The sequence below is a fragment of the Croceibacter atlanticus HTCC2559 genome, assembly GCF_000196315.1.
Classification (GTDB): Bacteria; Bacteroidota; Bacteroidia; order Flavobacteriales; family Flavobacteriaceae; genus Croceibacter; species Croceibacter atlanticus.
Window position 1 is genome coordinate 2,431,304 of record NC_014230.1, and the last position, 24,523, is coordinate 2,455,826.

General features: G+C 32.7%; 24 protein-coding genes. 16 read left to right on the forward strand and 8 right to left on the reverse strand.

The genetic code is table 11. From position 1 onward, the window contains the following. Nucleotides 1-34: 34 nt before the first annotated feature. The 6 genes from CA2559_RS11050 to CA2559_RS11075 all read left to right on the forward strand — a co-directional run bounded on the left by CA2559_RS11050 (nt 35) and on the right by CA2559_RS11075 (nt 7,084). A complete protein-coding gene (locus tag CA2559_RS11050; protein WP_013187976.1) occupies nt 35-319 on the forward strand; it encodes a 4a-hydroxytetrahydrobiopterin dehydratase in 285 nt (94 codons plus the stop codon). A gap of 30 nt (nt 320-349) precedes the next feature. Then, nucleotides 350-4,036, forward strand: a complete 3,687-nt coding sequence (locus tag CA2559_RS11055) for a ShlB/FhaC/HecB family protein (protein WP_013187977.1) — start codon at nt 350-352, stop codon at nt 4,034-4,036. Nucleotides 4,037-4,112: 76 nt separating this feature from the next. Further along, the gene (locus CA2559_RS11060) at nt 4,113-4,670 is read left to right on the forward strand and encodes an RNA polymerase sigma factor (protein ID WP_013187978.1); all 558 of its coding nucleotides are present in this window, start codon (nt 4,113-4,115) and stop codon (nt 4,668-4,670) included. Continuing rightward, a complete protein-coding gene (locus CA2559_RS11065; protein ID WP_013187979.1) occupies nt 4,667-5,230 on the forward strand; it encodes a hypothetical protein in 564 nt (187 codons plus the stop codon). The genes CA2559_RS11060 and CA2559_RS11065 overlap by 4 nt, the downstream gene beginning before the upstream one ends. Further along, nucleotides 5,211-6,317 carry a hypothetical protein gene (locus CA2559_RS11070; RefSeq protein ID WP_013187980.1) on the forward strand — a complete coding sequence of 369 codons (1,107 nt, stop codon included), beginning with the start codon at nt 5,211-5,213 and terminating at the stop codon, nt 6,315-6,317. Before CA2559_RS11065 ends, CA2559_RS11070 begins: the two co-directional genes overlap by 20 nt. Nucleotides 6,318-6,349: 32 nt before the next feature. After that, on the forward strand, nt 6,350-7,084 hold the full coding sequence (locus CA2559_RS11075; RefSeq protein ID WP_013187981.1) for a head GIN domain-containing protein: 735 nt from the start codon (nt 6,350-6,352) through the stop codon (nt 7,082-7,084). 56 nt (nt 7,085-7,140) lie between these two features. Here the strand turns inward: CA2559_RS11075 and CA2559_RS11080 are convergent, their stop codons facing one another. Together CA2559_RS11080 and CA2559_RS11085 are read right to left on the reverse strand one after the other, a co-directional pair. Next, nucleotides 7,141-7,761, reverse strand: a complete 621-nt coding sequence (locus CA2559_RS11080) for an L-threonylcarbamoyladenylate synthase (RefSeq protein WP_013187982.1) — start codon at nt 7,759-7,761, stop codon at nt 7,141-7,143. A 9-nt stretch (nt 7,762-7,770) separates the two neighbouring features. Then, on the reverse strand, nt 7,771-7,980 hold the full coding sequence (locus tag CA2559_RS11085; protein ID WP_013187983.1) for a hypervirulence associated TUDOR domain-containing protein: 210 nt from the start codon (nt 7,978-7,980) through the stop codon (nt 7,771-7,773). Between the two features lie 70 nt (nt 7,981-8,050). On the opposite strand from CA2559_RS11085, the gene CA2559_RS11090 reads away from it, so the two are divergent. Beyond that, nucleotides 8,051-8,995 carry an alpha/beta hydrolase gene (locus CA2559_RS11090; protein ID WP_257895178.1) on the forward strand — a complete coding sequence of 315 codons (945 nt, stop codon included), beginning with the start codon at nt 8,051-8,053 and terminating at the stop codon, nt 8,993-8,995. Nucleotides 8,996-9,067: 72 nt separating this feature from the next. Here the strand turns inward: CA2559_RS11090 and CA2559_RS11095 are convergent, their stop codons facing one another. Continuing rightward, nucleotides 9,068-9,349: a type B 50S ribosomal protein L31 gene (locus tag CA2559_RS11095; protein WP_013187985.1), complete on the reverse strand. Its 282-nt coding sequence runs from the start codon at nt 9,347-9,349 to the stop codon at nt 9,068-9,070. A 169-nt stretch (nt 9,350-9,518) separates the two neighbouring features. Between CA2559_RS11095 and CA2559_RS11100 the strand changes: the two genes are divergently transcribed. From CA2559_RS11100 to CA2559_RS11115, 4 genes are read left to right on the forward strand one after another with little or no spacing between them, the layout of a single operon-like run. Beyond that, nucleotides 9,519-10,049, forward strand: a complete 531-nt coding sequence (locus CA2559_RS11100) for a DUF4199 domain-containing protein (RefSeq protein WP_013187986.1) — start codon at nt 9,519-9,521, stop codon at nt 10,047-10,049. A 3-nt stretch (nt 10,050-10,052) separates the two neighbouring features. Beyond that, entirely contained in the window at nt 10,053-11,006 is a 954-nt protein-coding gene (locus tag CA2559_RS11105) for a glycosyltransferase family 2 protein (protein WP_013187987.1), read from the forward strand. Nucleotides 11,007-11,052: 46 nt separating this feature from the next. Continuing rightward, entirely contained in the window at nt 11,053-12,780 is a 1,728-nt protein-coding gene (locus tag CA2559_RS11110) for a phospho-sugar mutase (RefSeq protein WP_013187988.1), read from the forward strand. A gap of 9 nt (nt 12,781-12,789) precedes the next feature. Continuing rightward, nucleotides 12,790-14,616, forward strand: a complete 1,827-nt coding sequence (locus CA2559_RS11115; protein ID WP_041241004.1) for an ABC transporter ATP-binding protein — start codon at nt 12,790-12,792, stop codon at nt 14,614-14,616. Between the two features lie 74 nt (nt 14,617-14,690). Here the strand turns inward: CA2559_RS11115 and trxB are convergent, their stop codons facing one another. Further along, on the reverse strand, nt 14,691-15,671 hold the full coding sequence (trxB, locus tag CA2559_RS11120) for a thioredoxin-disulfide reductase (protein ID WP_013187990.1): 981 nt from the start codon (nt 15,669-15,671) through the stop codon (nt 14,691-14,693). 206 nt (nt 15,672-15,877) lie between these two features. On the opposite strand from trxB, the gene CA2559_RS11125 reads away from it, so the two are divergent. After that, nucleotides 15,878-16,873, forward strand: coding sequence for an NADP-dependent oxidoreductase (locus tag CA2559_RS11125; RefSeq protein WP_013187991.1), 996 nt, complete (start codon nt 15,878-15,880; stop codon nt 16,871-16,873). Here CA2559_RS11125 and CA2559_RS11130 read toward each other — a convergent pair. The 4 genes from CA2559_RS11130 to holA form a co-directional block, all read right to left on the reverse strand. Then, entirely contained in the window at nt 16,870-17,910 is a 1,041-nt protein-coding gene (locus CA2559_RS11130) for an o-succinylbenzoate synthase (RefSeq protein ID WP_013187992.1), read from the reverse strand. The genes CA2559_RS11125 and CA2559_RS11130 overlap by 4 nt on opposite strands. A 22-nt stretch (nt 17,911-17,932) precedes the next feature. Continuing rightward, nucleotides 17,933-19,807 carry a sensor histidine kinase gene (locus tag CA2559_RS11135; protein WP_013187993.1) on the reverse strand — a complete coding sequence of 625 codons (1,875 nt, stop codon included), beginning with the start codon at nt 19,805-19,807 and terminating at the stop codon, nt 17,933-17,935. Nucleotides 19,808-19,913: 106 nt separating this feature from the next. Beyond that, nucleotides 19,914-20,846: a 1,4-dihydroxy-2-naphthoate octaprenyltransferase gene (gene menA / locus CA2559_RS11140; protein WP_013187994.1), complete on the reverse strand. Its 933-nt coding sequence runs from the start codon at nt 20,844-20,846 to the stop codon at nt 19,914-19,916. 1 nt (nt 20,847) lies between these two features. Beyond that, the gene (gene holA / locus CA2559_RS11145) at nt 20,848-21,858 is read right to left on the reverse strand and encodes a DNA polymerase III subunit delta (protein WP_013187995.1); all 1,011 of its coding nucleotides are present in this window, start codon (nt 21,856-21,858) and stop codon (nt 20,848-20,850) included. 44 nt (nt 21,859-21,902) lie between these two features. Here holA and CA2559_RS11150 point away from each other — a divergent pair, with 44 nt between their 5' ends. The 4 genes from CA2559_RS11150 (at nt 21,903) to CA2559_RS11165 (ending at nt 24,523) form a co-directional block, all read left to right on the forward strand. Next, nucleotides 21,903-22,352, forward strand: a complete 450-nt coding sequence (locus CA2559_RS11150) for a type I restriction enzyme HsdR N-terminal domain-containing protein (RefSeq protein ID WP_041241005.1) — start codon at nt 21,903-21,905, stop codon at nt 22,350-22,352. A gap of 130 nt (nt 22,353-22,482) precedes the next feature. Next, nucleotides 22,483-23,433: an aldo/keto reductase gene (locus tag CA2559_RS11155; protein ID WP_013187997.1), complete on the forward strand. Its 951-nt coding sequence runs from the start codon at nt 22,483-22,485 to the stop codon at nt 23,431-23,433. Nucleotides 23,434-23,511: 78 nt separating this feature from the next. Next, a complete protein-coding gene (locus CA2559_RS11160; protein ID WP_013187998.1) occupies nt 23,512-23,709 on the forward strand; it encodes a membrane protein in 198 nt (65 codons plus the stop codon). A gap of 115 nt (nt 23,710-23,824) precedes the next feature. After that, nucleotides 23,825-24,523: an SDR family NAD(P)-dependent oxidoreductase gene (locus CA2559_RS11165; protein WP_013187999.1), complete on the forward strand. Its 699-nt coding sequence runs from the start codon at nt 23,825-23,827 to the stop codon at nt 24,521-24,523.

Below are 24,523 nucleotides of genomic sequence, written 5' to 3' on the forward strand. Positions count from 1 at the left end.
TTAATTATTACCTTAACATTAAAATATATATACAATGAAACTTACAGAACAACAAATAGAAAACGCATTAAAAGAATTAAAAGGTTGGGAATTTGGAGATGATGCCATCCATACATCTTTTGAGTTTAATAATTTTAAAGAAGCTTTTAGTGTAATGACAAGAATAGCTTTTGAAGCAGAAGCACAACAACATCATCCAGAATGGACAAATGTTTATAATGAACTTTCTATAACGTTAAGTACACATGATGCTGGTGGCGTAACAGAAAAAGATATCGAGATGGCTAAAACCATTGAAGATATAATTGACGCAGACTAACCATACTTACATTTAATTAAACCCTAATTAATGCCAAGAAACTATTTTAAAAGTGCCGTATATCTTTCGGTTGTAACATTATTATGCGCCTGTGCGTCCAAAACCACAAGGTATCTTAATACAGAGGACAAAATTTACAACCCAATTTCTTTAGATACTTTAGGAAGTACTAAAGAGTACCAAAGTGTATACCTATATGGTAATGCAGGCAGCAATAAAAATGGTCCAGATGAGGCATTATTACAAAAGTTCCAACAGTTTACTAAGCAACATTCAACCAAAGACGATTATTTAATTTTTCTTGGTGACAATGTGTATGCCAACAGGCTAAAAAAAGATAACAACAAGGAACAGTTAGACATGTTGTTAAATGTCTTTAAAACCTTTAATGGCACACCATTAATAATTCCCGGAGAAAATGATTGGAATGATAATGGTGTTGAAGGTCTTGAAAAATTAGAAGACTACGTTGAAGAGTTTATGGGTAAAGATGAAAATTACCTTCCAGAAAATGGCTGTCCAATAGAAACTATTGATGTAAGTTTTAATACAGAAATCATTGTTATAGATACACAATGGTATATTGAAGATTGGAGCAAGCAAGCAGAATTTAATGCTAAATGTGAAATAAAAACTAGGGAGAAGTTTATAAAAGTTCTTACAGACGAAGTTAGAAAAGCAAGACACAAAAATGTGCTTTTAGTAATGCACCATCCTGTTTACTCTAACGGTATTTATGGCGGAGAAATTTCTAATGATATTCTATTTAACCCCAAACCAGAAAACTTATTCTTACCAACCATAGGTGCACCTTGGACGTTTATGAGAACTCAAGGAGGTTTATCTAAACAAGATTTACTCAACCCTTTAATGAATGAGTTAATCTCTGAGGTTAAAACAATAGCAAGACAAGCACCCTTAATGTTTGTCTTATCTGCCCACGAACAATCTTTACAGTATATTATACAAGACAACCTACATCAAATTATTTCTGGTACAGGTGGAAAAAAAGAAGGTTCTAGACTAGGAAAGAACGGTCTTTATTCTTCTGGAAAAGCAGGATTTGCTGAGTTGAGATTATATGAAGACAGATCTTCAAGAGTTATTTTTTATGAGCTAGATGAGAAAGAGAATATAGTTAAAGCTTTTGATAAAGAGGCCTTTGCCTCTCCAGAAGATTATGACCTCTCACAACTACCTAAAACATATTCAAAAACAGTAAAAACAACAATTTATCCTCCAGAAGAAACTAAGGTAAGTAAACGCTATGAAGAGTTTTTTGGAGAACATTACCGCTATTTATATGGTAAGGAAATCGAAGCACAAGTTGTATTACTTGATACATTATATGGTGGTTTAAAAGTAGAACGTGCAGGCGGCGGAAACCAGACCCAATCTTTAAGACTGGTAGATAAGAATGATAAAGAATACAACATGCGTGCAATTGCTAAAGATGCAGAACGCTTTTTACAATCATCTGGTTACAATGATTTAGATTCTGATGTGTATTTTGAAGACACAATTCCTCTGGAAATTATTGAAGACTTTTATACAGCTTCTCATCCTTACGGTGCATTTGCCATACCAAAGCTGGCTGGTGCTATAAATTTAGGACACACCCATCCAAAATTATTTTATGTTCCCAAACAAAAAACATTAGGAGAGTTTAATGAGTATCATGGTGATCGTTTGTATATGATTGTTGAAAAACCAGATAGCGATTTTAACAACGCACATATGTTTGGTTTTAATAAAGAAGTTGAAAGTACTTCAGATTTATTTGAAGAGCTTAGGAAAGATGAAACTAACGTTATTAATGAGAAAGAATATATAAAAGCAAGAATATTCGACATACTTGTAGGAGATTGGGATAGGCACGAAGACCAATGGCGTTGGGCACTTTTAGAGGACACAGAAAATACCGGTAAAAACGTTTACCTACCAATACCAAGAGATAGAGATCAAGTTTTTGCAAAGTTTGATGGAACATTTATTAAAACATTACAAAGTATAGTATCGAGCACTAAACAATTAGGGTTATATGGTCCAGATATAGAGTTTATAGATCCTTTTAGTGAAAGTGCTTTAAACTTAGACCGTGCGCTACTTCAAAAAACTAGTTTAGAAGATTGGTACGAGCAAATTGAACTCATACAAAAAAACATTACTCCAGAAATTGTTGACAAGGCTTTTAATGATATGCCTGTAGAATCTCAAGATGAAGTAACAGAACAAATTAAGAAAGATTTCTTAGCAAGGAAAGCTAATTTAAAAAGCATAATAGAGCGTTATTATGAGAATATTATAAGTTTTCAAACCTTACTCGGTACAGATAAAGATGATCATTTTATAATAACCAAATTACCCGATGGTAAAATTAACATTGAAGCCTATAGAATTAAAGATGGCAAAGATGAAGATCTTATTTTTAATAGAACGTTTAATGATAAAGACACGCATACCATCTGGATTTATGGTTTAGGAGATGATGATGTTTTTGAAATTAAAGGTGATAACACATCTAAAATTAAAATAACAATTGCTGGTGGTCTTGGTGAAGACACCTATAATTTTAGCAATGGAAAAAATGTAATTGTATATGATCAGGAACACCAAGACAATGTAGTTAAAGAAGAAAACGGTGCAAGATTTAGAATAAATGATGTGTATGAAAACCATATTTATGATCCAGAACGCAGGCCAAGTTCTGGAAGTGTATTTGGGCTAAATGTAGCCTATAATCCAGATTTAGGAGCTGTCACAAAGTTGCTTGTGGGCAAAGAGACACTAAAGTTTGAGCGCAACCCATTTACAAAAAAGTTTGACTTACTTACAACATACTACCCATTAACACAAGCTGTAAGTTTTGAAGGCTCTGCTCAATTTGCCCATTTATTTCACGATTGGAATCTTAAAATCTCAAGCAGAGTAACTAGCAACAATTATACAGAGAACTTCTTTGGTTTTGGAAACTCTACAGACAATCCGTTTTCTAATTATGATGCTAATAGAATTTACACAAGACATTTTTCTGCAGGCGCATCAACTTACTATAAAGGAGAGTTTGGTAGTGCTTTTGAGATTGGTTTCAACTATTACAATGTAGGTACAGAAGCTTCAGAAGTAATATCTGGAACTGGTATAGGAGAACAAGAAGAGTTTGCCCAAATACATTCTACATATCATTACTTAAGCACAAATAGTAAAGGCTTCCCAAATAGAGGAATGGAGTTTAAAGCAAAAGGCTATTTTTCAGATAATTTATCAAGTTCTCAAACAACATTAGCAGTAGATCCGTCATTAACGTTCTGGAATGCTATAGATTCTTCTAGAGATGTTATTTTAAAAACATCTGCTTCTGGGCAATTACGTTTTGGTGATGCCATACCATTTTACCAAAGCGCTAGAATTGGAGGAGAACACAGCTTAAGAAGTTACAGATTACAACGCTTTACAGGACAACAATCTTTAGTAGGAAATGTGGAGTTACAGTATAATTTTAAACCGCTTAAAACTGTTTTCTTACCTATACGCAGTTTAGGATATTTAGGATATGATACTGGTAGAGTTTGGATAGATGATGAGTCTAATTCAAACTGGCACTATAGTTATGGTGGTGGTATAATATTTTCCGTTAGCGGCCTTACCTCTAACCTATCTTACTTTCATGGCGAAGAAGGTGGCAGATTTGCATTCAATATTTCTTTCGGAATTTAATTTTTTTTCAAAATACTTTTCTAAAAGTGTAACAAACTTACAATAGCTGTATCTTTAGTATAAAGCAATTGTTTTTTTGACACTAACCGCCACACATATTAATGAAACATTAGAGCGTTGCCGCAAAGGTAATCAACAAGCGCAGCTTTTAATTTACAAACAGTATTATCGTGCTATGTACAACACGGCATTACGCATTGTGAAAGACGAAGCAGAAGCCCAAGATGTCATGCAGGAATCGTTTTTAAACGCCTTTACTAAACTCGATTCTTTTAAAGGAGATGCCACTTTTGGTGCTTGGCTTAAACGTATTGTTGTAAATAACAGCCTAACAGCTTACAGAAAAAACTCTAAACTCAGTGTGGTTGCTTTTCAAGATGTAGAAGAACGGTTAGATGTTCCTGAAGATCAAGGAATATCTAATTCAGACTCAGAAAGCAGTCCTAAAGTAAAGCTCATACTAAATACTATGAACTCACTTAAGGATAATTACAGAGTGATCTTAACATTACATCTTATTGAAGGTTATGACTATGAAGAAATTTGTGACATTATGAATTTAACCTATGCAAATTGTAGGACAATGCTGTCACGCGCAAAAGAAAGTTTACGTTCTAAATTACCAGAACTATGAAAGATGAAGAATTAGATAACGTGTTTAAAGATTTAAATTTTGATGTCTTTGAGCCTGAAGAAAATCATGAGGAAGCGTTTTTAAAAAAGCTAAACGCAAAAAGTATAGCACAAGCTAAACACCAAAAGGGTACCATATTTAATCTATGGAAACCGCTTTTATCTGTTGCTGCCTGTGTATTGGTTGGTGTATTTCTTTTTAAAAGCTACACCTCTCCAATTCACGTAGAAACTGCAGATTTAGCAAGTGTTTCTAAGGAAATGAAACAAACTCAAGATTTTTACAGTGTTCTCATTACATCTGAGTTAAGTAAGTTAGAACAACAACAAACACCAGAAACAAAACAATTAATAGACGATACAATGCGCCAGTTAAATGTTTTAGAAAAAGACTATCAAAAATTAAAAAAAGACCTAGTAGATAGCGGTGAAGACAAACGTGTTATTTATGCAATGGTCACAAATTTTCAACAGCGTACTGCATTACTTCAAAATGTATTAGAAACTATTGAGAACATTCAACAATTAAAAGAACAAGACAATGAAAGCAATATACTTTAACCTACTACTCATACTGGTTTTTCCAGCATTGGTTTTAGCAAATCCTGTTCATGACAAGAACTGGAAAGGAAAATATACTAAAGAGAAAAAAATTAATAAAGAGTTTTCTGTTACCTCAGATGCATTGTTAAACATAAGTAATGATTACGGCAATATAGATATTACCACTTGGGAAGAAAATAGAGTTGTTATTCAAGTTATTATTAAAACAAATGGAGATGATGAGCAAAAGGTAAGAGAAAAACTAAATGACATTACAGTTAATTTTGAAGCATCAAGTTCTTATGTAACTGCAAAAACTAAGATTGATAAAAATGAAAGTCAAAGTTGGTGGAGTAGCTGGACTGGCGGCAACAATAGCCACAGTATAAATATGGAAATTAATTATATTATAAAGTTACCAGCCACAAATGCTGTTAATTTAGAAAATGACTATGGTAATATCTCTATAGACAGATTGCTAGGTAACGCTAATTTAGATTGTGATTATGGTAAACTTAATATAGGCGAATTATTGGCTGATAATAATAAAATTTCATTCGATTATAATACAGGTTGCACCTTCGATTATATTAAAAGCGCTACAATTAATGCAGGATACAGTACATATTCAATAGAGAAAGCAGGAAATCTTATTATAAATGCAGATTACTCTAACGGAAGCATTAAAGAAGTAAAAAACCTTCAATTTAATGCAGACTACGGAAGTTTTAAAATTGACAAAGTAAACAACATTCAAGGTGATGGTGATTATTGCACCGTTAAGTTAGGAGATGTTTTTGGCAATGTAGAGTTAACTTCAGATTATGGGAATTTTATAATAGAACGGCTAACCAAAAATGCTGGAAACGTTAGTTTAAACGGCGACTACGCAGGTATGAAGATTGGGTATGACGCTGCTTATGAATTTACATTTAATGTAAATCTTAGCTATGCTGGCTTTACGGGAACAGATGGTTTAGAGTTTACGCTTAAAAATAAAAGTAACTCCAATTCTACATACGAAGGATATAACATTTCTAAATCTGCTAAAAACAATTTATTTATAGATTCAGATTACGGAAGTGTAAAAATGAATCGACTTTAATCAATTATCTAATCAATCATAAAAACGAACACATGAAATTTAAATTAATAATCCTCGCAACACTTTGCTTTAGCTTACAATCTATTAATGCACAATGGTGGTCTAATGGTACAAAAGTAGAAGGCAACGGAACTATTAAAACCGAAAATAGATCTGTAGGTACTTATGATGAAGTAAATCTCTCAGGCTTTTTTGATGTTATTTTAGAACAAGGAACCGAAGGAAACTTAACGGTGCAAGCAGAGAGCAATTTATTAGAGTACATTACTACAGAAGTAGAAAATAACGCTCTAAAGATTTCAACTAAAAAAGGGTACAACTTGCGCACCTCTAAACGCATGCAGGTAATAATTACCGTACCGTTTAAAGATATTGACAAAGTTGCGTTATCTGGATCTGGTGATATTATAGGAAAAGATCTCATAACAGCTAAGAACTTTAAGGCCCTTATTTCTGGTTCTGGTGATATCTCTTTAAGTGTTGAAGCTAAAACTATTGAGACTGCTCTATCTGGCTCTGGAGATATCAAGTTAACCGGTACAACAGATAAATTATCTGCAAAAGTTGCCGGCTCTGGAGATATTTCTTGCTATGATTTGAAAGCAAAAGATGTAGAGGCTAAAGTAAACGGTTCTGGAGATGTAGAAGTTTATGCAAGCAAATCATTATATGCTAGAGTTTCTGGTTCTGGAGATATTGATTATAAAGGAAACCCAGCAAATGTAGATAAAAAGACAAGTGGGTCTGGAGATGTTACAGCGCATTAAAAATATTTACTCAAATAGTAAAACGCCAACTAAAGTTTTTAGTTTGCGTTTTACTTTTAATATATTTCTAAACTTCCTTTACCTTCTCGTATTACTTCGGCTTCATCACCTGTAAGATCTATAACTGTTGAGGCTATATTATCTCCATAGCCTCCATCTATAACAATATCTACGTGTTTGTCCCATTTTTCTAAAATAAGACTTGGGTCTGTAGTATACTCTATAACGTCATCTTCATCTCTAATAGATGTTGAAATAATTGGATTACCTAGCCCACTTACTAATGCATTACAAATACTGTTATCTGGTACTCTTATTCCAACAGTCTTCTTTTTCTTAAAGACGTTAGGTAAGTTATTATTGCCTGGAAGAATAAATGTATAAGGTCCTGGCAAACAACGCTTCAATATTTTAAATGTACGCGTATCTATTTGCTTTACATAGTCTGATAGGTTACTTAAATCTTCACAGATAAAAGAAAAATTTGCCTTCTCTAATTTTACATTTTTTAGCTTAGCAATACGCTCTAAGGCGCTTACATTAGAGATATCACAACCAAGCCCATAAACTGTGTCTGTTGGGTAAATAACCAAAGCTCCATCACGCAATGCATTTACTACTTGCTTTATTTGTTTAGGATTTGGGTTGTCTTCGTATATACGTATTAGTTCTGCCATATTTTTAATTTAATCTCTATTAACTTCACTTTCTAATTTTAAGACGTGGTCTCCATCTTCCTGCTTAATATAAAGTGCTTTATTATTTGTCTCTCCATCTCTAGTAACGTCTGTACCTTTTATGGTTTTAGTTACAGATTTAGTATAAGTTTCTACAACCTTTCCGGAAGCTTCACCACTTCCCCATTTCCAGGTTACACTAGTACCTTCTTTAATCATGTTTAGTCTTTTTCTTTAAAATTACTACAAAATATATAATCATATTAGGTTTTTTATGAAGCTTTAACAGTTGTTACACTGTTTTAGCACGACATTTGATTTAGAGGAATTAAAAAAGAAAAATATGACCATTATAAAATCTATATGTATTGCAGTATCTCTTATGCTGTCTTTTTCATGCAGTTCAGATAACTCTAGTACCACAATTCAAGATCCTGTTACAGAAAATCCTCAAGAAGAACCACAAAACCTTGAAGCAGAAGATATATTTGATGTAAGCTATGGAGACCATCAACAACAGGCTTATGACATTTACTTGCCTGCAAATAGAACTACAGAAGCCACTAAAGTAATATTATTAATACATGGTGGTAGCTGGACAGCTGGTGATAAAAGTGATATGAATTATTTTCTACCTATTTTACAACCACAACTTTCCGAATATGCAATAGTAAATATGAACTATGTTCTTGCTAATGAAACTACAGCTGCATTTCCTAATCAGATAACTGATGTTGGTGCAGTAATAGAACACGTGAAAAACAATGCCTCAGAATACCACATAAACCCAACATTTGGAGTTATTGGTCTTAGCGCCGGTGCGCATATTGGATTGCAGTATACATATGCAGAAGATACTAACCAAGATATTAAAATGGCTTGTAGCGTTGTTGGACCTGTAGATTTTACAGATCCTTATTATTCTGAAAACCCTCAATTTCAATTTGTAAACGATTTAGTAGATGAAGATGCTTATCCTGAAGGTACAAATTTTGAAGAGGTTTTAAGTCCTGCATTACAAGTCTCCCAACAAAGTGTGCCTACTATATTATTTTATGGAGAAAGTGATCCTTTGGTGCCACTAAGCCAAGCTAATGCCATTAACGATGCTTTAGAAGCAAATAACGTTACACACCAATTAACAACTTATGAAGGTGGTCATGCCAATTGGAGTTTAGCAAGCTATGCAGATTTACAATCTAAGCTTTCAATATTTATTAATGAGCATCTTTAAAAACTATCAAGCATAAAAAAAGCTTCCAAAATTGGAAGCTTTTTTTTATTGTATAAAAGAGTACTAAAAAGTTTAGTCTTCTTTAGTTTCTTCAGCTTTAGCAGGCTTCTTAAACTTAGCATACTTGTTCTTAAACTTGTCAATACGACCAGCTGTATCAAGTAATTTAGCTTTACCTGTATAGAAAGGATGAGATGTTCTAGAAATTTCTAATTTCACTAATGGATACTCAGTACCATCAACTTCGATCGTTTCTTTAGAATTAGCAGTAGATTTAGTTAAAAATACTTCGTCGTTAGACATATCTTTAAACGCTACTACTCTATAGTTTTCTGGATGTACACCTTGCTTCATCGTTGTAATCTTTTTCAGTTTGATTTTTAGAAGTGCAAATTTAGTTATTTTACTTTAATTTGCAAGTAGTTATTGTTATTTTTTTAATGCACTATAAAATACAGTGTGCAATGTAACATATTCCTATATTTGTGTACTAAGATAGTATAACCATTAACACATTATACTCATGGAAAACGCTTACAGAAAATCTGCAACCTCTTACGGCATCACGTTAGGTGTCATCTTATCTTTATTAACAGTAATTGGCTATGCTGTATATCTAGACCTATTTACTGCTTGGTGGTTTGGTATACTAAACATACTACTTATTATTGTCTTCGGAATTTTATCTGCAAAGAAAACAAAACAACTAATTGAAGGCTACACTACCTTTAAACAAGCATTTACAGGCTATTTTATAACAATTGCCTTAGGAACATTTATTAGTACAGTAGTAAGCTTATTAATATTTAATGTTATTGATACAGATGCTGCTCAAATTTTAAACGAGAAGATTATTGAAAACTCTGAAGCTATGATGCAAAAATTTGGTGCACCACAGTCTGAGATAGATAAAGCAATTGTTGCTATGGAAGAAGATAACCAATTCTCTATGATGAATTACATTAAAGGATGGTTTGGTTTCTTGGTATTTTACGCAGTAGTTGGGCTTATCGTTGCATTAATCTTTAGAGAGAAAGATCCTACCAAAGTATAATTCATGCAGTTATCTATTGTCATTCCGCTTTTAAATGAAGGCGAATCTTTAAACGAACTTTATAATTGGATTGCATCTGTGATGCAGTCCAATTCATTTTCATATGAACTTCTGTTTATAGATGATGGTAGTACGGATAACTCATGGGAAATAATTACTGCGCTCTCCCAACAAGACAAAAATGTAAAAGGCATACGTTTTAATAGAAATTACGGCAAATCTCAAGCTTTGCACGCAGGTTTTAAGTGCGTAAAAGGTGATGTGGTAATTACAATGGATGCAGATTTACAAGACAGTCCAGATGAAATTCCAGAATTGTATAACCTTATTATCAAAGATGGTTATGATCTTGTTTCTGGCTGGAAGAAAAAGCGTTATGACTCTAAGCTCACAAAAAACTTACCTTCTAAACTTTTTAATGCAGCCGCAAGGAAAACATCTGGTGTAAAGCTTCACGACTTTAATTGTGGCTTAAAAGCTTACAATCAAGTTGTTGTGAAGAATATTGATGTTTATGGAGAAATGCATCGTTATATACCAGTATTAGCTAAAAATGCTGGATTTACTAACATTACAGAGAAAGTAGTTAAGCACCAAGCCAGAAAATATGGGACAACTAAATTTGGAGCAGAGCGTTTCATTAATGGTTTCTTAGATCTTATTACTATTTGGTTCTTATCTAGATTTGCAAAACGACCAATGCACTTATTTGGCGCATTAGGTGTACTTATGTTTATTATAGGATCTTGTTCTGCAATTTATATTGGTATCTCAAAACTCTATAAACTGGCTCAAGGTTTGCCAGCAATACTCGTTACCAACAATCCTTGGTTTTATATTGCCTTAACTACTATGATTATAGGAACACAATTATTCCTGGCAGGCTTTTTAGGAGAGCTTATTCTAAGAAGTAAACGCCAACAAGAACGTTATAGGATAGCTGAAACCATAGCGTAATTTACCACATTGGTTTTTCGTATTTTTACACAAAATTTATTGACTCATGACTAACAACCAAGCCATCTTAAAAAAGGCCAACTCTTGGATGACCTCGACTTATGATGCTGATACTACTGCAAAAGTAAATCACCTAATTACAAATAATCCTACAGAACTTGAAGATAGTTTTTATAAAAATCTTGAATTTGGCACTGGTGGTATGCGCGGTATTATGGGCGTTGGCACAAACAGAATTAATAAATACACTTTAGGAAAAAACACACAAGGCCTTTCTAATTTTATGAAACAGCAGTTTAATGGCGAGCAACTTAAGGTTGTTATCGCTTATGACTGCAGGCATAATAGTAAGTCTCTTGCAAAGACTGTGGCAGATGTTTTTACTGCAAATGGTATAGATGTGTTTCTATTTTCAGACTTGAGAACAACTCCAGAGTTATCTTTTTCAGTAAAATATTTAAACTGTCATTGCGGTATTGTATTAACTGCAAGTCATAATCCGCCAGAGTATAATGGTTATAAAGTGTATTGGCAAGATGGCGGTCAATTGGTGCCACCACAAGATGCTGCTATTATAAATGAAATAGATTCTTTAAAGTATGAAGACATTTTATTTAAAGGACAAGATGAACGCATTACTTATATAGACAGCACTATTGATGAAGCCTTCTTTGCTGCATCTGTAGATAATGGTAGTTTTAATACCCCAAATTCTGCTAAAGAAAATCTTAATATCGTATTCACGTCTTTACACGGTACATCGATAACTGCAATACCACAAGTACTTGAAAGAGCAGGTTATAACAATGTGAATATTGTAAAGGAACAGGCAGAGCCGAACGGCGATTTTCCAACAGTAAAATCCCCTAATCCAGAAGAACCTGAAGCTTTAAAAATGGCTACAGATTTAGCTTTAGCTATAAATGCAGATATTGTAATTGGTACAGATCCAGATTCAGATAGATTAGGTATCGCTGTAAGAGATCTTAAAGATCAAATGGTTTTGCTTAATGGTAATCAAACCATGGTGGTTATGACTTGGTTTTTGCTTGAACAATGGAAAAAAGCGGGAAAACTACATAATGATACTTTTGTAGGCTCTACTATTGTCTCTACACCTATGCTAAAGGTTATGACAGAAGCTTATGGTGCTCAATACCATGAAGGTCTCACAGGCTTTAAATGGATTGCTAAAATGATAAAAGATTTACCAGATTTAGATTTTATTGGTGGCGGTGAAGAAAGCTTTGGATTTATGGTTGGAGATTTTGTGAGAGATAAAGATGCGGTAACCTCTACTCTATTAGCGTGTGAGATAGCGGCTCAATTAAAAGCTGAAGGCTCTTCTATACTAGACAAACTTCACGACCTTTACTCACAATTTGGCTATTACAAAGAAGAATTAATCTCTCTTGTGAAAAAGGGCAAAGAAGGTGCAGAAGAAATAAAGCAAATGCTTATCGAGTTAAGAAACAACCCTTTACAAACTATAGCAGGTGAAACTGTTGTAAAGGTGGAAGACTATGCAAACTCTACATCTTTAAACCCTGTATCCCAAAAAACGACAGAGTTAAATATCCCTAAATCTAACGTTCTTATTTACTATACAGATAAAGGCACTAAAATAGCTGCAAGGCCAAGTGGAACAGAACCTAAAATTAAGTTTTATATAAGTGTAAATAGTACGTTATCTTCTAAAGAAACTATAGACGAAACTACTGCTGTTTTAAATTCAAAAATTGCTTCAATAAAATCTCAACTTGGATTGAGTTAAATATATTCTATGAATTATTTTAAAAAAATAATGAGGTTTGCGATACCTTATAAACGCTATGCCTTCTTAAATATATTCTTCAATATTTTATATGCATTGTTTAGTGGTCTGGCATTCATGTCACTAATACCAATGATGCAGGTATTATTTGATCCTGAAGATATAAAAGTAACCGAAAAGCCTGTATATACAGGTATTACAAATATTAAGGATTATGCAGAAAACTCTTTAAACTACTTTATTACAAATGTAGCTGGCACAGACAAAATGCAAGCTTTAATTATTGTAATCTGCTTAGTTCTAGGCTTATTTATATTAAAGAATCTCTTTAGTTATTTTGCCATGTATTTTATCACCTTTTTAAGAAATGGTGTTTTAAAAGACATTCGCAACACATTGTATGATAAGATAACAGAACTTCCTATTTCCTTTTACTCTGAAAAACGTAAAGGTGATACTATTGCAAGAATGACTAGTGATGTTTTGGAAATTCAGCATTCATTTTTATCTATCTTAGAGCTTATAGTAAGAGAACCACTAACAATAATCTTCACTTTAATATTTATGTTAGCGCTTAGTGTTAAGCTTACCATCTTTGTGCTCATTTTTATTCCGGTATCTGGATTTTTAATTTCCTTGGTCGGTAAATCTTTAAAGAAAAAATCTGATAGAGTCCAGAAAGAACAAGGTGTTTTATTGTCTGTATTAGAAGAAACTTTAGGTGGCTTAAAAGTGATAAAAGGATTTAATTCTGAAGCGTATTTTACAGAAAAATTTGAAGAGTCAACAAACAGACATTTTAAATTTTTAAATAGCTTAGTTAACCGAAACAACTTAGCAAAACCTGTTAGTGAAGTATTAGGTATAGGAATTATTTCTGTGCTCCTATATTATGGTGGCCGCTTAGTGCTGGTTGAAGGCAGCTTTGATGGCCCAGAGTTTATCACATTTATGGCATTAGCATATAACATACTAACTCCAGCTAAGGCAATATCTAAGGCTAGTTATAATGTTAAACAAGGAAATGCAGCAGCAGAGCGTGTCCTAGAAATTTTAGAAACAGAGTCTCCTCTAAAAGATAAACCAAATGCTAAGGATAAAGTAGATTTTACTACCAATATCGATATTAAGAACGTTAACTTTAAGTATGAGAATGACTATGTTTTAAAAGACTTTAGCATTACCGTTCCTAAAGGACAGTCTGTAGCTTTGGTAGGACAATCTGGTAGTGGTAAGAGTACCATAGCCAACCTAGTAACACGCTTTTACGATGTAAATGATGGTGAGATTACTATTGATGGTGTAGACATAAGAGACCTTAAAAAGAAGTCTCTAAGGCATTTAATGGGCTTAGTAACACAAGATTCTATCTTATTTAATGACACTATAAAGAATAACATTCTATTAGGAAAGCAAGATGCTACAGACCAAGAAATTATTGAAGCTCTTAAAATTGCAAATGCTTGGGAGTTTGTAAAAGACTTGCCAAAAGGTATTGATACTAATATTGGTGATAGTGGTAATAAATTAAGTGGAGGTCAAAAACAAAGACTCTCTATTGCTCGTGCAGTACTTAAAAATCCACCTATTATGATTTTAGATGAGGCTACTTCTGCTCTAGATACAGAAAGTGAACGTCTTGTACAAAGTGCGTTAGAAAACATGATGCTTAACAGAACATCATTGGTTATTGCACACCGTTTATCAACTATTCAAAATGCAGATAAAATTGTAGTCATGCACAGAGGTGAAATTGTTGAAGTTGGCAAGCACGACGAGTTACTAAAACTAAATGGAACTTATAAAAAATTAGTAGACATGCAGAGTTTTGAGTAAACCCTTCAAAAACTATTAAACAAAAAAAGGTCTGCTTTAATAAAGCAGACCTTTTTAATTTTATAACAGATTATTTACCAGTTAGTCGTTGTGCTTACTTCTTCAATTGCACCAACATCTGCTAAATAACGCTCAGCATCTAAAGCTGCCATACAACCTGTACCTGCAGCAGTAATTGCTTGTCTATACTCTTTATCTTGAACATCTCCACTTGCAAATACACCAGGAATATTAGTTTCTGTAGTTTTTGGCTTAGTAACAATATAACCTGTATTATCCATATCTATTTGTCCTTTAAAGATATCTGTATTTGGCTTATGGCCAATAGCGATAAAAAGTCCTGTAATATCAATAGTTTCTTTTTCGCCAGTTTGGTTGTTTTTCATTCTTAAACCTTCAACAACTTGCTCTCCTAAAACTTCATCAATCTCTGTGTTGTAACGTAAATCTATGTTCTTTGTATTTGTTACTCTATGTTGCATAGCTTTACTTGCACGCATTTCATCTTTACGCACTAGCATTGTTACTTTATTACATATTTTAGATAAATATGTAGCTTCTTCTGCAGCTGTATCTCCACCACCAACTATAGCAACATCTTGACCTTTATAGAAGAAACCATCGCACACTGCACATGCAGATACACCACCGCCACGTAGGCGTTGTTCACTTTCTAAACCTAAGTATTTAGCAGATGCTCCTGTCGAAATTATAACAGTATCTGCTTCAATCCACTTATCACCATCTACTTGTGCTTTATGAATACCACCTTTTTCGGTAGCAAACTTTACTTCAGTAATCATACCTATACGCACCTGTGTACCAAAACGTTCTGCTTGTTGTTGTAATTGTACCATCATAGTAGGTCCATCTATACCTTCTGGGTATCCAGGAAAATTATCTACTTCTGTTGTTGTAGTTAATTGTCCTCCAGGTTCCATACCAGTATACATGATAGGGTTCATATCTGCTCTAGCTGCATAAATTGCTGCTGTATATCCTGCTGGTCCAGAACCAATAATCAGGCATTTAATTCTTTCAGTTGTTTCGCTCATAGTTCTTGTAATAGTCTAATACAAAAGTAGGGTTTTGTAGCTAAAACTTACAAAGGGATTATGGTATGTTACTATTATATAATTGTTATATTTTATAATAACATAGGTTAGCATTTATAAAATAAGGCTTAACTAAATTTTAGGACCCAATTTTGGCGGAAGAAGATTATCCTAGATAACTTTGAAATACACAAAAAACTATAATTATGAATTCTACTATATTATTGAATAACAGACCAGAAGGTCGTCCACAAGAATCTGACTTTAAATTTGTAGAAAGCGAGAAACCTTCTGCAAAAGATGGTGAGATTTTATTAGAAACAAAGTACGTTTCTGTAGATCCTTATTTACGCGGAAGAATGAGAGATCAAAAATCATATATAGAACCGTTTGAACTTAATGAGCCTATAACCTCACACATTATTGCTGAAGTTATAGAAACTAAAAACGATAATTTTAAGGAAGGTGATTTAGTAACTGGAATGTTAGCTTGGAAAAAATACCAAACTACTTCTGGAGAACAACTAAATAAAATTGATACAGATTTAGCGCCAGCAACGGCTTATTTAGGAATTTTAGGTATGACAGGTCTTACAGCCTATTTTGGTTTAACTAAAATTGGTGAGCCAAAAGATGGCGAAACCTTAGTTGTGTCTGGCGCAGCTGGTGCAGTTGGTACAGTTGTAGGACAGATAGGAAAAATTAAAGGTTGCAAAGTAATTGGTACAGCTGGTACAGATGATAAAGTTGAGCTTTTAAAAGACAAGTTTGGTTATGATGAAGCTATTAATTATAAAACCACAGACAATATGAAAGAGGCCATAGCTTCTGCAGCTCCTAATGGCGTTGATGTTTATTTTGATAACGTTGGCGGAGATATTACAGATGCTGTTTTAGCTAACATTGCTAGAAACGCAAGAGTGATAAATTGTGGTGCTATTTCAGTTTATAATGATACCGAAACACCTACAGGACCAAGAGTTGAACCTATCTTAATAAAAAATAGTGTGTCTATGCAAGGATTTACAATTGGTAATTACCAGTCTCAATTTAAGGAAGGTATGCAACAATTAGGAAAATGGTTAAAAGAAGATAAATTAACCTATTCTGAAACTATAGTTGAAGGTTTTGATAATATTCCACAAGCTTTTATTGACTTATTTGACGGGAAAAATCAAGGTAAGATGATTGTTAAGGTTTAATCCTTAAAAGACACATTCCAATTTAAATTAGGGTCATAACATATATGGCCCTTTTTTATGTATAAAGGAGATTCAAAATTATTGGTGTACAAGCTACCTGTACCTAATCCTTGATACATAGAGGTATCTAGATTATAGGTGAATTGAGAAATTGCATTTAAACCAACATTACTTTCTAGAGCACTTGTTAACCACCATCCAACTTTAAGAGACCTGGCTAATGAAATCCAAGACTTTGAACCTTTAAAACCACCTATTAAGCTAGGCTTAAGAATAATATATTGTGGTTTTATTGTATTAAGTAACTTAGATTTATTCTCAGATTTAAAAACACCTATTAACTCTTCATCTAATGCTATATCTAACGGCGTTTTTTCACAAAGTTTAGCCATCTCTTGCCACTGGCCTTGTTGTATAGGTTGCTCTATGCTATGTAATTTAAACTCACTAAGAGTCTTTAGCTTTTCTAAAGCATCTTTAGTAGAAAATGCACCATTGGCATCTACCCTTATTTCTATATCTTTTTCAGAAAATTGAGATCGTATATATTTCAATAACTCTATTTCAGATTGAAAATCGATTGCACCTATTTTTAATTTAATACACTTAAAACCTTCTTTAATCTTAGTTTCTATCTGAGATTTCATAAAGCTTTTTTCTCCCATCCAGACCAATCCGTTTATAGGAATACTATCGTTTCCTTTTGTAAAATCAGATGGAAAAAGCTCATATGGATGTTCTGATTCTAAAGACTTAAATGCCATTTCTAACCCAAATTGTATAGAGGGAAACTCTTCCAATTTTTTATATAGTTTAGGCAAACCTAAATGAATATTGCTGCACACCCAGTTTAATGTATACTCATAATCCTTTCTGTCATCTACACTTAAACCTTTTAATAATCCACATTCTCCAATTCCTATAACATCGCCATTTGTGATTTTTATAAACCATGAATCCTTTGTTTTTAGGATACCTCTTGAGGTTCCGCTAGCTTGTTTAAATTGTAAGGTATGTTTATAATATTGCGCTGTCATTAAGAATTATAAATTTTTAAGTTTATTGAATTTCCTTAGGGAATATAAGTTTGTAAGAAGTTCCTTTTGAACTAGATTTTACTTTAAGCTCACCATCAAGCTGTCTTGAGAGTAACTCAATTAAACGGTGTCCTAAAGAGTTTGATTTCTGGACATCTTTAATATTAAACCCTTTACCAAAGTCTTGAAAGCTTAATGTGTAATGAGTTTCATTTGAGGTTAATGTGATATTAAACTTTACAGATCCGTCTTTAGATTGACCGTATTTAAAGGTATTGGTTAATATCTCATTTACAATAAGACCTATAGGAACCGCTTTTTCTACATCTAACTTATCTATTGATGAAATAATATAATTAGTAACATCTGTTTTTCCGAAAGATGAAATAAGGTTACTACATAGTTGCTCTACATAATCCTTAAAGGTTATTTCACCAAATTGATCAGATTCATATAATCGTTTATGAATAAGTGCCATAGAGTGTACTCTATTTTGCCCTTCCAGAAAGGCTTTTTTGGTAGCTTCATCTTCCACCGTATTACTTTGCAATCCTAAAAGACTAGAAATTGTTTGCAAGTTGTTTTTTACACGATGGTGAACCTCTTTTAGTAACAGTTCATTTTCTTCGTTTTTAATGATTAGCTCTTCATTTTGAGTCTTAATCTTTGATCGTGCTTTTACTTTGAAACTGTAATTTTTATAAAAAACTATTATAAGTATAATTAAAGTAACCAATACAAAAATCATTAAAACTGTTTGAAGTTGTTTTAAATCTCGTTTAGCAGCTTGGTTTAATAACTCTAATCGTTGTTTCTTAATTATTGTGCGTTGGGTGCTATTTTCTAATGAAGATAATAACACTATAGATTGATTTTTCTTGCTTATGATATCTAAGGAATCTCGTAAATCAATAAAATTTCTATAGTAAAATGCCGAAGAATCTACTTTACTAAGTTGTTTATAATAATCTCCTCTTAGTTTAAGATATGTAAGGTCTGCATTATAGATCGACTTTTGTCTCTTTCGTTCAAAAACACTGTCTAATACCTTATTAGCTTCATTAAGATCTTGTTCGTGCAAATAAACTTTAGCCATCAACAACCACTTGTGAATTCTATTATCTACATCATTAATAGTATAGCTTTCTTCAATATCTTCTTTAAGTATAGGGATAGCATTATTAAAATTATCTTGCTCAATATTGCAAGCAATAATGTTACCTTTTAACTGGTTGTAATAAAACTGTTTGGTATATTCTATATACCATGATTTTTCTTCGTAGTCTTTAGAGTTTAAAATTGGCTCAAGAGCTTTAAGCCCTTTTTTAAAATTTGCTCTAGCACTATCAATTTTATAAGCTTTAAAAAACAGCTCACCTAATTTCTTATAGTAAGTCATTTTAGAAAACGAACCATTTTCTGGCTTATAGGCTAAATCTTTAAAATCCTGAACAGCTATATCATAAAGACCAACATCTGCATATAAATCATAAAACGTTTTAATGTACCCTAACCTAATTCTCTCTTCCCTAATTTCTATGGCTTTCGCAAGATCTACATTAGCTCTATATATCTCCTCAAGCATTATTAAAATATAACTGTAGTTCTCAAAACTAAAATTATCTTTCTTAGTTTTTAAAATTTCAAGAATGGGTAATGCCTTACTAAACTTTGTTAGACTATGATAAGTTGATGCTAAAGGAAAACCTATTTTGTCTTTTAGATTAGCATCTATAGCAGTTTGGTAATAATGATGTTCTAATACAGTCTCCCATTCTTGTGGTGTTAAATAGGTAAAAACAGAAGTGTCTCCTTGGCGCTTATCATACCACATGCCTAGAAGTTTCTCTACATTTTCATGTTGTTTTAAAAGAGTGTCTTTTTTAGTCTCTGACAAAGAAGTGTCTTGCCCCAGTAAATTCTGAAAGCTAAAAATTAAAACAAATAAACACGTTAAAAAGATTCTCAACTACTCTACATTTTTAGTAAATATACTCTATTAGCTATGCATTAAAAACTAAAAGCTTCACTGCAAATAGTATTGCAAACAAAAACGTACTTAGTGCTACTTTTTTAAGTTCTGGATCTAAGAACATAGGTTCTTCTGTTTGTCTAACTTTATTAAAGTGAATAGCCAATATAATAAAGGAAACTAATGGCAGTAAACTCCATAATGTATTATAGGTTAAGCAGGTATATACTAAAAAAGATAGCAATGCTAAAATCCCTAAACATTGATGATACACTTTAGCTTTATGCCATCCCATTTTTACAACGAGCGTGTGTTTACCAGAGTTTTTGTCACTATTAATATCTCTCAAGTTATTTAAATTTAAAACTGCTGTACTTAAACAGCCTATAGTTATTGCAGGTAGGAAAACTGTAAAATTTAAAGCCTTAGTGTAAAGAAAATAACAACCTACAACACTCACCAGTCCAAAAAATATAAACACAAAAACATCTCCTAATCCTTTATAACCATAGGCAGAGTTTCCTACTGTATATTTAATAGCTGCAACAATTGCTGCAATGCCTAATGCAAAAAACACTACAGATAATATAAAATTATCCTTTCCAAAAGCTGTGTAAATAAGTAGCAGTGCCAGTACGAGTGTAACTAAAGATGTAAGAATAATTCCATTTTTCATGGCCTTATGAGATATTAAGCCACTTTGTATTGCGCGTTTAGGACCAATACGCTCTTCATTGTCTGTACCTTTTACACCATCACCATAATCATTGGCAAAATTAGATAGCACCTGTAAACCTAAAGTGGTTGCTATAGCAAGCCAAAATATTGAAGATAATAATAAGCTAGAAGAAGATTGAGTTGCTTTAACACCTATTGAAGCTCCTACTATTATACCAGATAATGATAATGGCAATGTTCTAAGTCTTGCTGCCATAACCCAAGACGTAAATAAAGATGTAGACATATTAATCCATTATTTTTACTAAAAATTCTTTCAAGAGATCTCCGCTTGGTATTGCATTAGAGTCTACGCCCTTACTTTTTAAATCCATAACTCTTAGTAAAGATATAGCCTGACTAGCATCTCTCATTGAATAATTTCTAGCCGCAGTAATATAATCTTTAGAAAAGTAAGGACTTATTCCTAAAGCTGTTGCCACAGATTTGTCGTTTATATTAGATAAGCTGTGAACTTGTAAAAGTTTGCTAAAAAAACTGAATAACAATGCACTAGTGAGTACAATAGGATTGTCTTTAGGGTTTTGCGAAAAGTAATTAATTATGCGGTGTGCTTTTAATTTATTCTTCTCTCCTATTGCATTTTGTAATTCAAAATTATTGAAGTCTTTACTTATCCCAATATTTTCTTCAATATGTTCTGGTGTAATTTCTATACCCTTTGGTAAAATAAGTTTCAATTTATTTAACTCATTACTTACTTTACCTAAATCTGATCCTAAGAACTCTGCCAGCATATGAGACGCCTTTTGAGTTATACCATAACCTTGAGATTTTAATGTACGTATAATCCAAGGACTAATTTGGTTGTCATATAGTTTTTTACCTTCAAACAATACGCCTTCTTTATTAAGCGCTTTGTATAGTTTTTTTCGTTTATCAAGTTTTTTATACTTGTAACAAACAACAAGTAATGTTGTAGGCTGCGGATTTTCCGCATAGCTTACCAACTTTTCAATAGTTCTAGATAAATCTTGAGCTTCTTTTACAATAATTACCTGTCTCTCGGCCATCATCGGGTAACGCTTGGCATTGCTTACAATATCCTCTACAGAAACATCACGGCCATATAGCGTCATTTGGTTAAAACCTCGTTCTTCTTCAGTTAAAACATTATCTTCTATATAATCTGAAATCTGATCTATAAAAAAAGCCTCTTCGCCATATAGAAAATAGAAAGGCTTAAACTTTCTATTCTTTATATCAGTTAGTATTGTTTGTAAATCTTGTAATGCCAAAATTATCTTGTCGTTTGTATATGGTAGTTTACCTTTGTATTGTGATGATGCCACTTAACTTTCCACGCTACGCGTTCCGATTCAAAAGTACCGAAAAAAAGGTGCATATCTTCGATGAGATTCGCAAAAGATTCTTTGTTCTTACACCAGAAGAATGGGTAAGACAACATTGTGTGCAATTTTTAATTGAGGATCTTAACATTCCAAAATCTTATATTAATGTTGAAAAAGAAGTGAAGGTTAATAGTATGTCTAAACGATACGATATTATCTCTTTTAATAAAGATGCCGGTATTCATTTAATTGTGGAGTGCAAAGCACCACATATTAAAATTAACCAAGAAACTTTCGATCAAATTGCAAGATACAATCTCACTTTAAATGCTAAGTATCTTATGGTTACTAATGGGTTACAACACTATTACTGCCAAATGAATGTGGATACCGAATCCTACACCTTTTTAAAAGAGCTTCCAATGTATAATTTGGACTAATTTTTACAAAATTTTAGAGTTAGCTACACCTCTAATTAACGTTTGTAAAGAATTTAGCTTAAAATAATCCTAAAGTCAATATTTTCTAAATCTCTAAGATTTTCAATTCTTAACTTTAAAAGAAAAAACTATGACAACCTTAAAATTTAGAGACGGAGACAGTATACCATCAATAGGATTGGGTACTTGGAAATCTGATCCAGAAGATGTAAAAAAAGCTGTAAAAATTGCCTTAGAAAATGGTTACAAGCATATAGATTGCGCCGCAGCTTATGACAATGAAGATGCTGTAGGAGAAGCTTTTAAAGAATCTTTTGAAAGCGGAAACGTTAAGCGAGAAGATATTTTTGTTACATCTAAACTATGGAATAACGCTCATAAAAAAGAAGATGTAATTCCTGCACTAAAAAAGACGCTAAAAGATTTAAACCTCGATTATTTAGACCTTTATCTTATGCACTGGCCAGTTGCATTTAAACCAAGTGTAAATGGCTTTCCAGAAAAAGATGAAGACTATTTATCTTTAGAAGAAGCACCACTTCATGAAACATTAAATGCAATGATTGAAGCGAAGAAACAAGGTTTAATTAAACATGTTGGTGTCTCAAACTTTAGCAAAGAAAAGCTAGAAAGCTTAAAAGGTAAAGTTGAAGAAATGCCAGAAATGAATCAAGTTGAGTTACATCCTTACTTACCTCAAAACGATTTATATTCATACTGTTCTAAAGAAGGTATTTTACTTACAGGATATTCTCCATTAGGAAGTGGTGACAGATCTGAAGGAATGAAAGCAGACGATGAGCCATCATTATTTGAAGATGATACTATTAAGAAAGTTGCAGAACGAAATAATATCTCAAAAGGTCAAACTTTAATTGCTTGGGCAAAACAACGCGGTACAGCCGTTATTCCTAAATCTACAAATGAGGGTAGGATTAAGGAAAACCTCGAGAGTGATAATATTGAGCTAAGCAAAGAAGACTTAGAAGATATAGCTAATATTGGTAAAAACTACAGATTTATTGATGGCGAATTCTTTGTTACAAAAGGTAACAGTTATTCTAACATTTATGACGAGTAATCCCTAAAGTATTCTTAACTATACTACTAATACTAGCTATTCTCAGTATATTTAACATCTAACCAAAATTTAAATATTATGATTAAGATTTTAGCTTTAATACTTACCATAGCTGGTGCCATAGGTTTAGTAATTGGCGTTTTAGGAGCTTTTGGAAGTATGAATGTAGGTTTAAGTCCTTGGGCATTATTAATAATTGGTATCGTATTTTTCTTTGCAGGCGTAGGTATGCTTAAAACGAGAAAAGACACAGATCAAATAGATGCTGACAACTAAGCTACATTAGTAAATTATATAAATTAAAAGGGATTCGTATTGAATCCCTTTTTTCATATCTACTATTCAATATTCTGTTTAATTATTTCTTCGTATATTTAAACAAAAAATTGTTTTGAAAAAGAATATTTTATTAATTGGTGGCTCAAAAGGAATTGGTTTAAGTATAACTGAACTATTGCAGGACGACCACAACCTTTTTGTTGCATCTAGAACTACAGGTGAATTAGACACCTCTTTAGTTACCCATTTAGAGTTTGATGTACAAAAGGATGACATCACTTCATTAAATTTACCAGATCAAATAGATGGTTTGGTATTCTGTCCTGGCAGTATAAACCTTAAGCCATTTAAAATGCTGAAACCTTCAGATTTTGAAGAAGACATAAACATTAACTTTATGTCTTTAGTCAAAACTGTTCATGCATTGTTACCAAAGCTAAAAAAGAGTGAGCAAGCTAGTCTTGTATTTTTTAGTACTGTTGCTGTAAAAGTAGGAATGCCATTTCATACCAGTGTAGCTGCCGCAAAAGGCGCAATCGAAGGTTTTGCAAAAGCATTAGCTGCAGAGTATGCACCAACATTTAGAGTAAATGTAATAGCACCATCACTCACAGATACACCACTAGCCGCTCAACTTCTTAATAATGACAAGAAACGAGAAAAAATGAATGATAGGCATCCTCTAAAACGCGTAGGAACAACTGAAGATATAGCTGCAATAGCAAAGTTTCTTCTCACAGATCAAAGTGCTTGGATTACAGGTCAAGTTTTTGGAGTTGATGGAGGTATGAGTACTTTAAACATTAATTAA

Excerpts from the sequence above, each read along its gene's own strand:
- CA2559_RS11095 (WP_013187985.1), bottom strand. The coding sequence starts at position 9,349 with ATGAAGCAAGGTGTACATCCAGAAAACTATAGAGTAGTAGCGTTTAAA.
- CA2559_RS11110 (WP_013187988.1), top strand. The coding sequence starts at position 11,053 with ATGACTAACAACCAAGCCATCTTAAAAAAGGCCAACTCTTGGATGACC.
- CA2559_RS11155 (WP_013187997.1), top strand. The coding sequence starts at position 22,483 with ATGACAACCTTAAAATTTAGAGACGGAGACAGTATACCATCAATAGGA.
- CA2559_RS11065 (WP_013187979.1), top strand. The coding sequence starts at position 4,667 with ATGAAAGATGAAGAATTAGATAACGTGTTTAAAGATTTAAATTTTGAT.
- CA2559_RS11150 (WP_041241005.1), top strand. The coding sequence starts at position 21,903 with ATGATGCCACTTAACTTTCCACGCTACGCGTTCCGATTCAAAAGTACC.
- CA2559_RS11125 (WP_013187991.1), top strand. The coding sequence starts at position 15,878 with ATGAATTCTACTATATTATTGAATAACAGACCAGAAGGTCGTCCACAA.
- CA2559_RS11070 (WP_013187980.1), top strand. The coding sequence starts at position 5,211 with ATGAAAGCAATATACTTTAACCTACTACTCATACTGGTTTTTCCAGCA.
- menA (WP_013187994.1), bottom strand. The coding sequence starts at position 20,846 with ATGTCTACATCTTTATTTACGTCTTGGGTTATGGCAGCAAGACTTAGA.
- CA2559_RS11075 (WP_013187981.1), top strand. The coding sequence starts at position 6,350 with ATGAAATTTAAATTAATAATCCTCGCAACACTTTGCTTTAGCTTACAA.
- CA2559_RS11130 (WP_013187992.1), bottom strand. The coding sequence starts at position 17,910 with ATGACAGCGCAATATTATAAACATACCTTACAATTTAAACAAGCTAGC.
- CA2559_RS11050 (WP_013187976.1), top strand. The coding sequence starts at position 35 with ATGAAACTTACAGAACAACAAATAGAAAACGCATTAAAAGAATTAAAA.
- CA2559_RS11055 (WP_013187977.1), top strand. The coding sequence starts at position 350 with ATGCCAAGAAACTATTTTAAAAGTGCCGTATATCTTTCGGTTGTAACA.
- trxB (WP_013187990.1), bottom strand. The coding sequence starts at position 15,671 with ATGAGCGAAACAACTGAAAGAATTAAATGCCTGATTATTGGTTCTGGA.
- CA2559_RS11160 (WP_013187998.1), top strand. The coding sequence starts at position 23,512 with ATGATTAAGATTTTAGCTTTAATACTTACCATAGCTGGTGCCATAGGT.
- CA2559_RS11115 (WP_041241004.1), top strand. The coding sequence starts at position 12,790 with ATGAATTATTTTAAAAAAATAATGAGGTTTGCGATACCTTATAAACGC.
- CA2559_RS11105 (WP_013187987.1), top strand. The coding sequence starts at position 10,053 with ATGCAGTTATCTATTGTCATTCCGCTTTTAAATGAAGGCGAATCTTTA.
- CA2559_RS11100 (WP_013187986.1), top strand. The coding sequence starts at position 9,519 with ATGGAAAACGCTTACAGAAAATCTGCAACCTCTTACGGCATCACGTTA.
- CA2559_RS11085 (WP_013187983.1), bottom strand. The coding sequence starts at position 7,980 with ATGATTAAAGAAGGTACTAGTGTAACCTGGAAATGGGGAAGTGGTGAA.
- CA2559_RS11080 (WP_013187982.1), bottom strand. The coding sequence starts at position 7,761 with ATGGCAGAACTAATACGTATATACGAAGACAACCCAAATCCTAAACAA.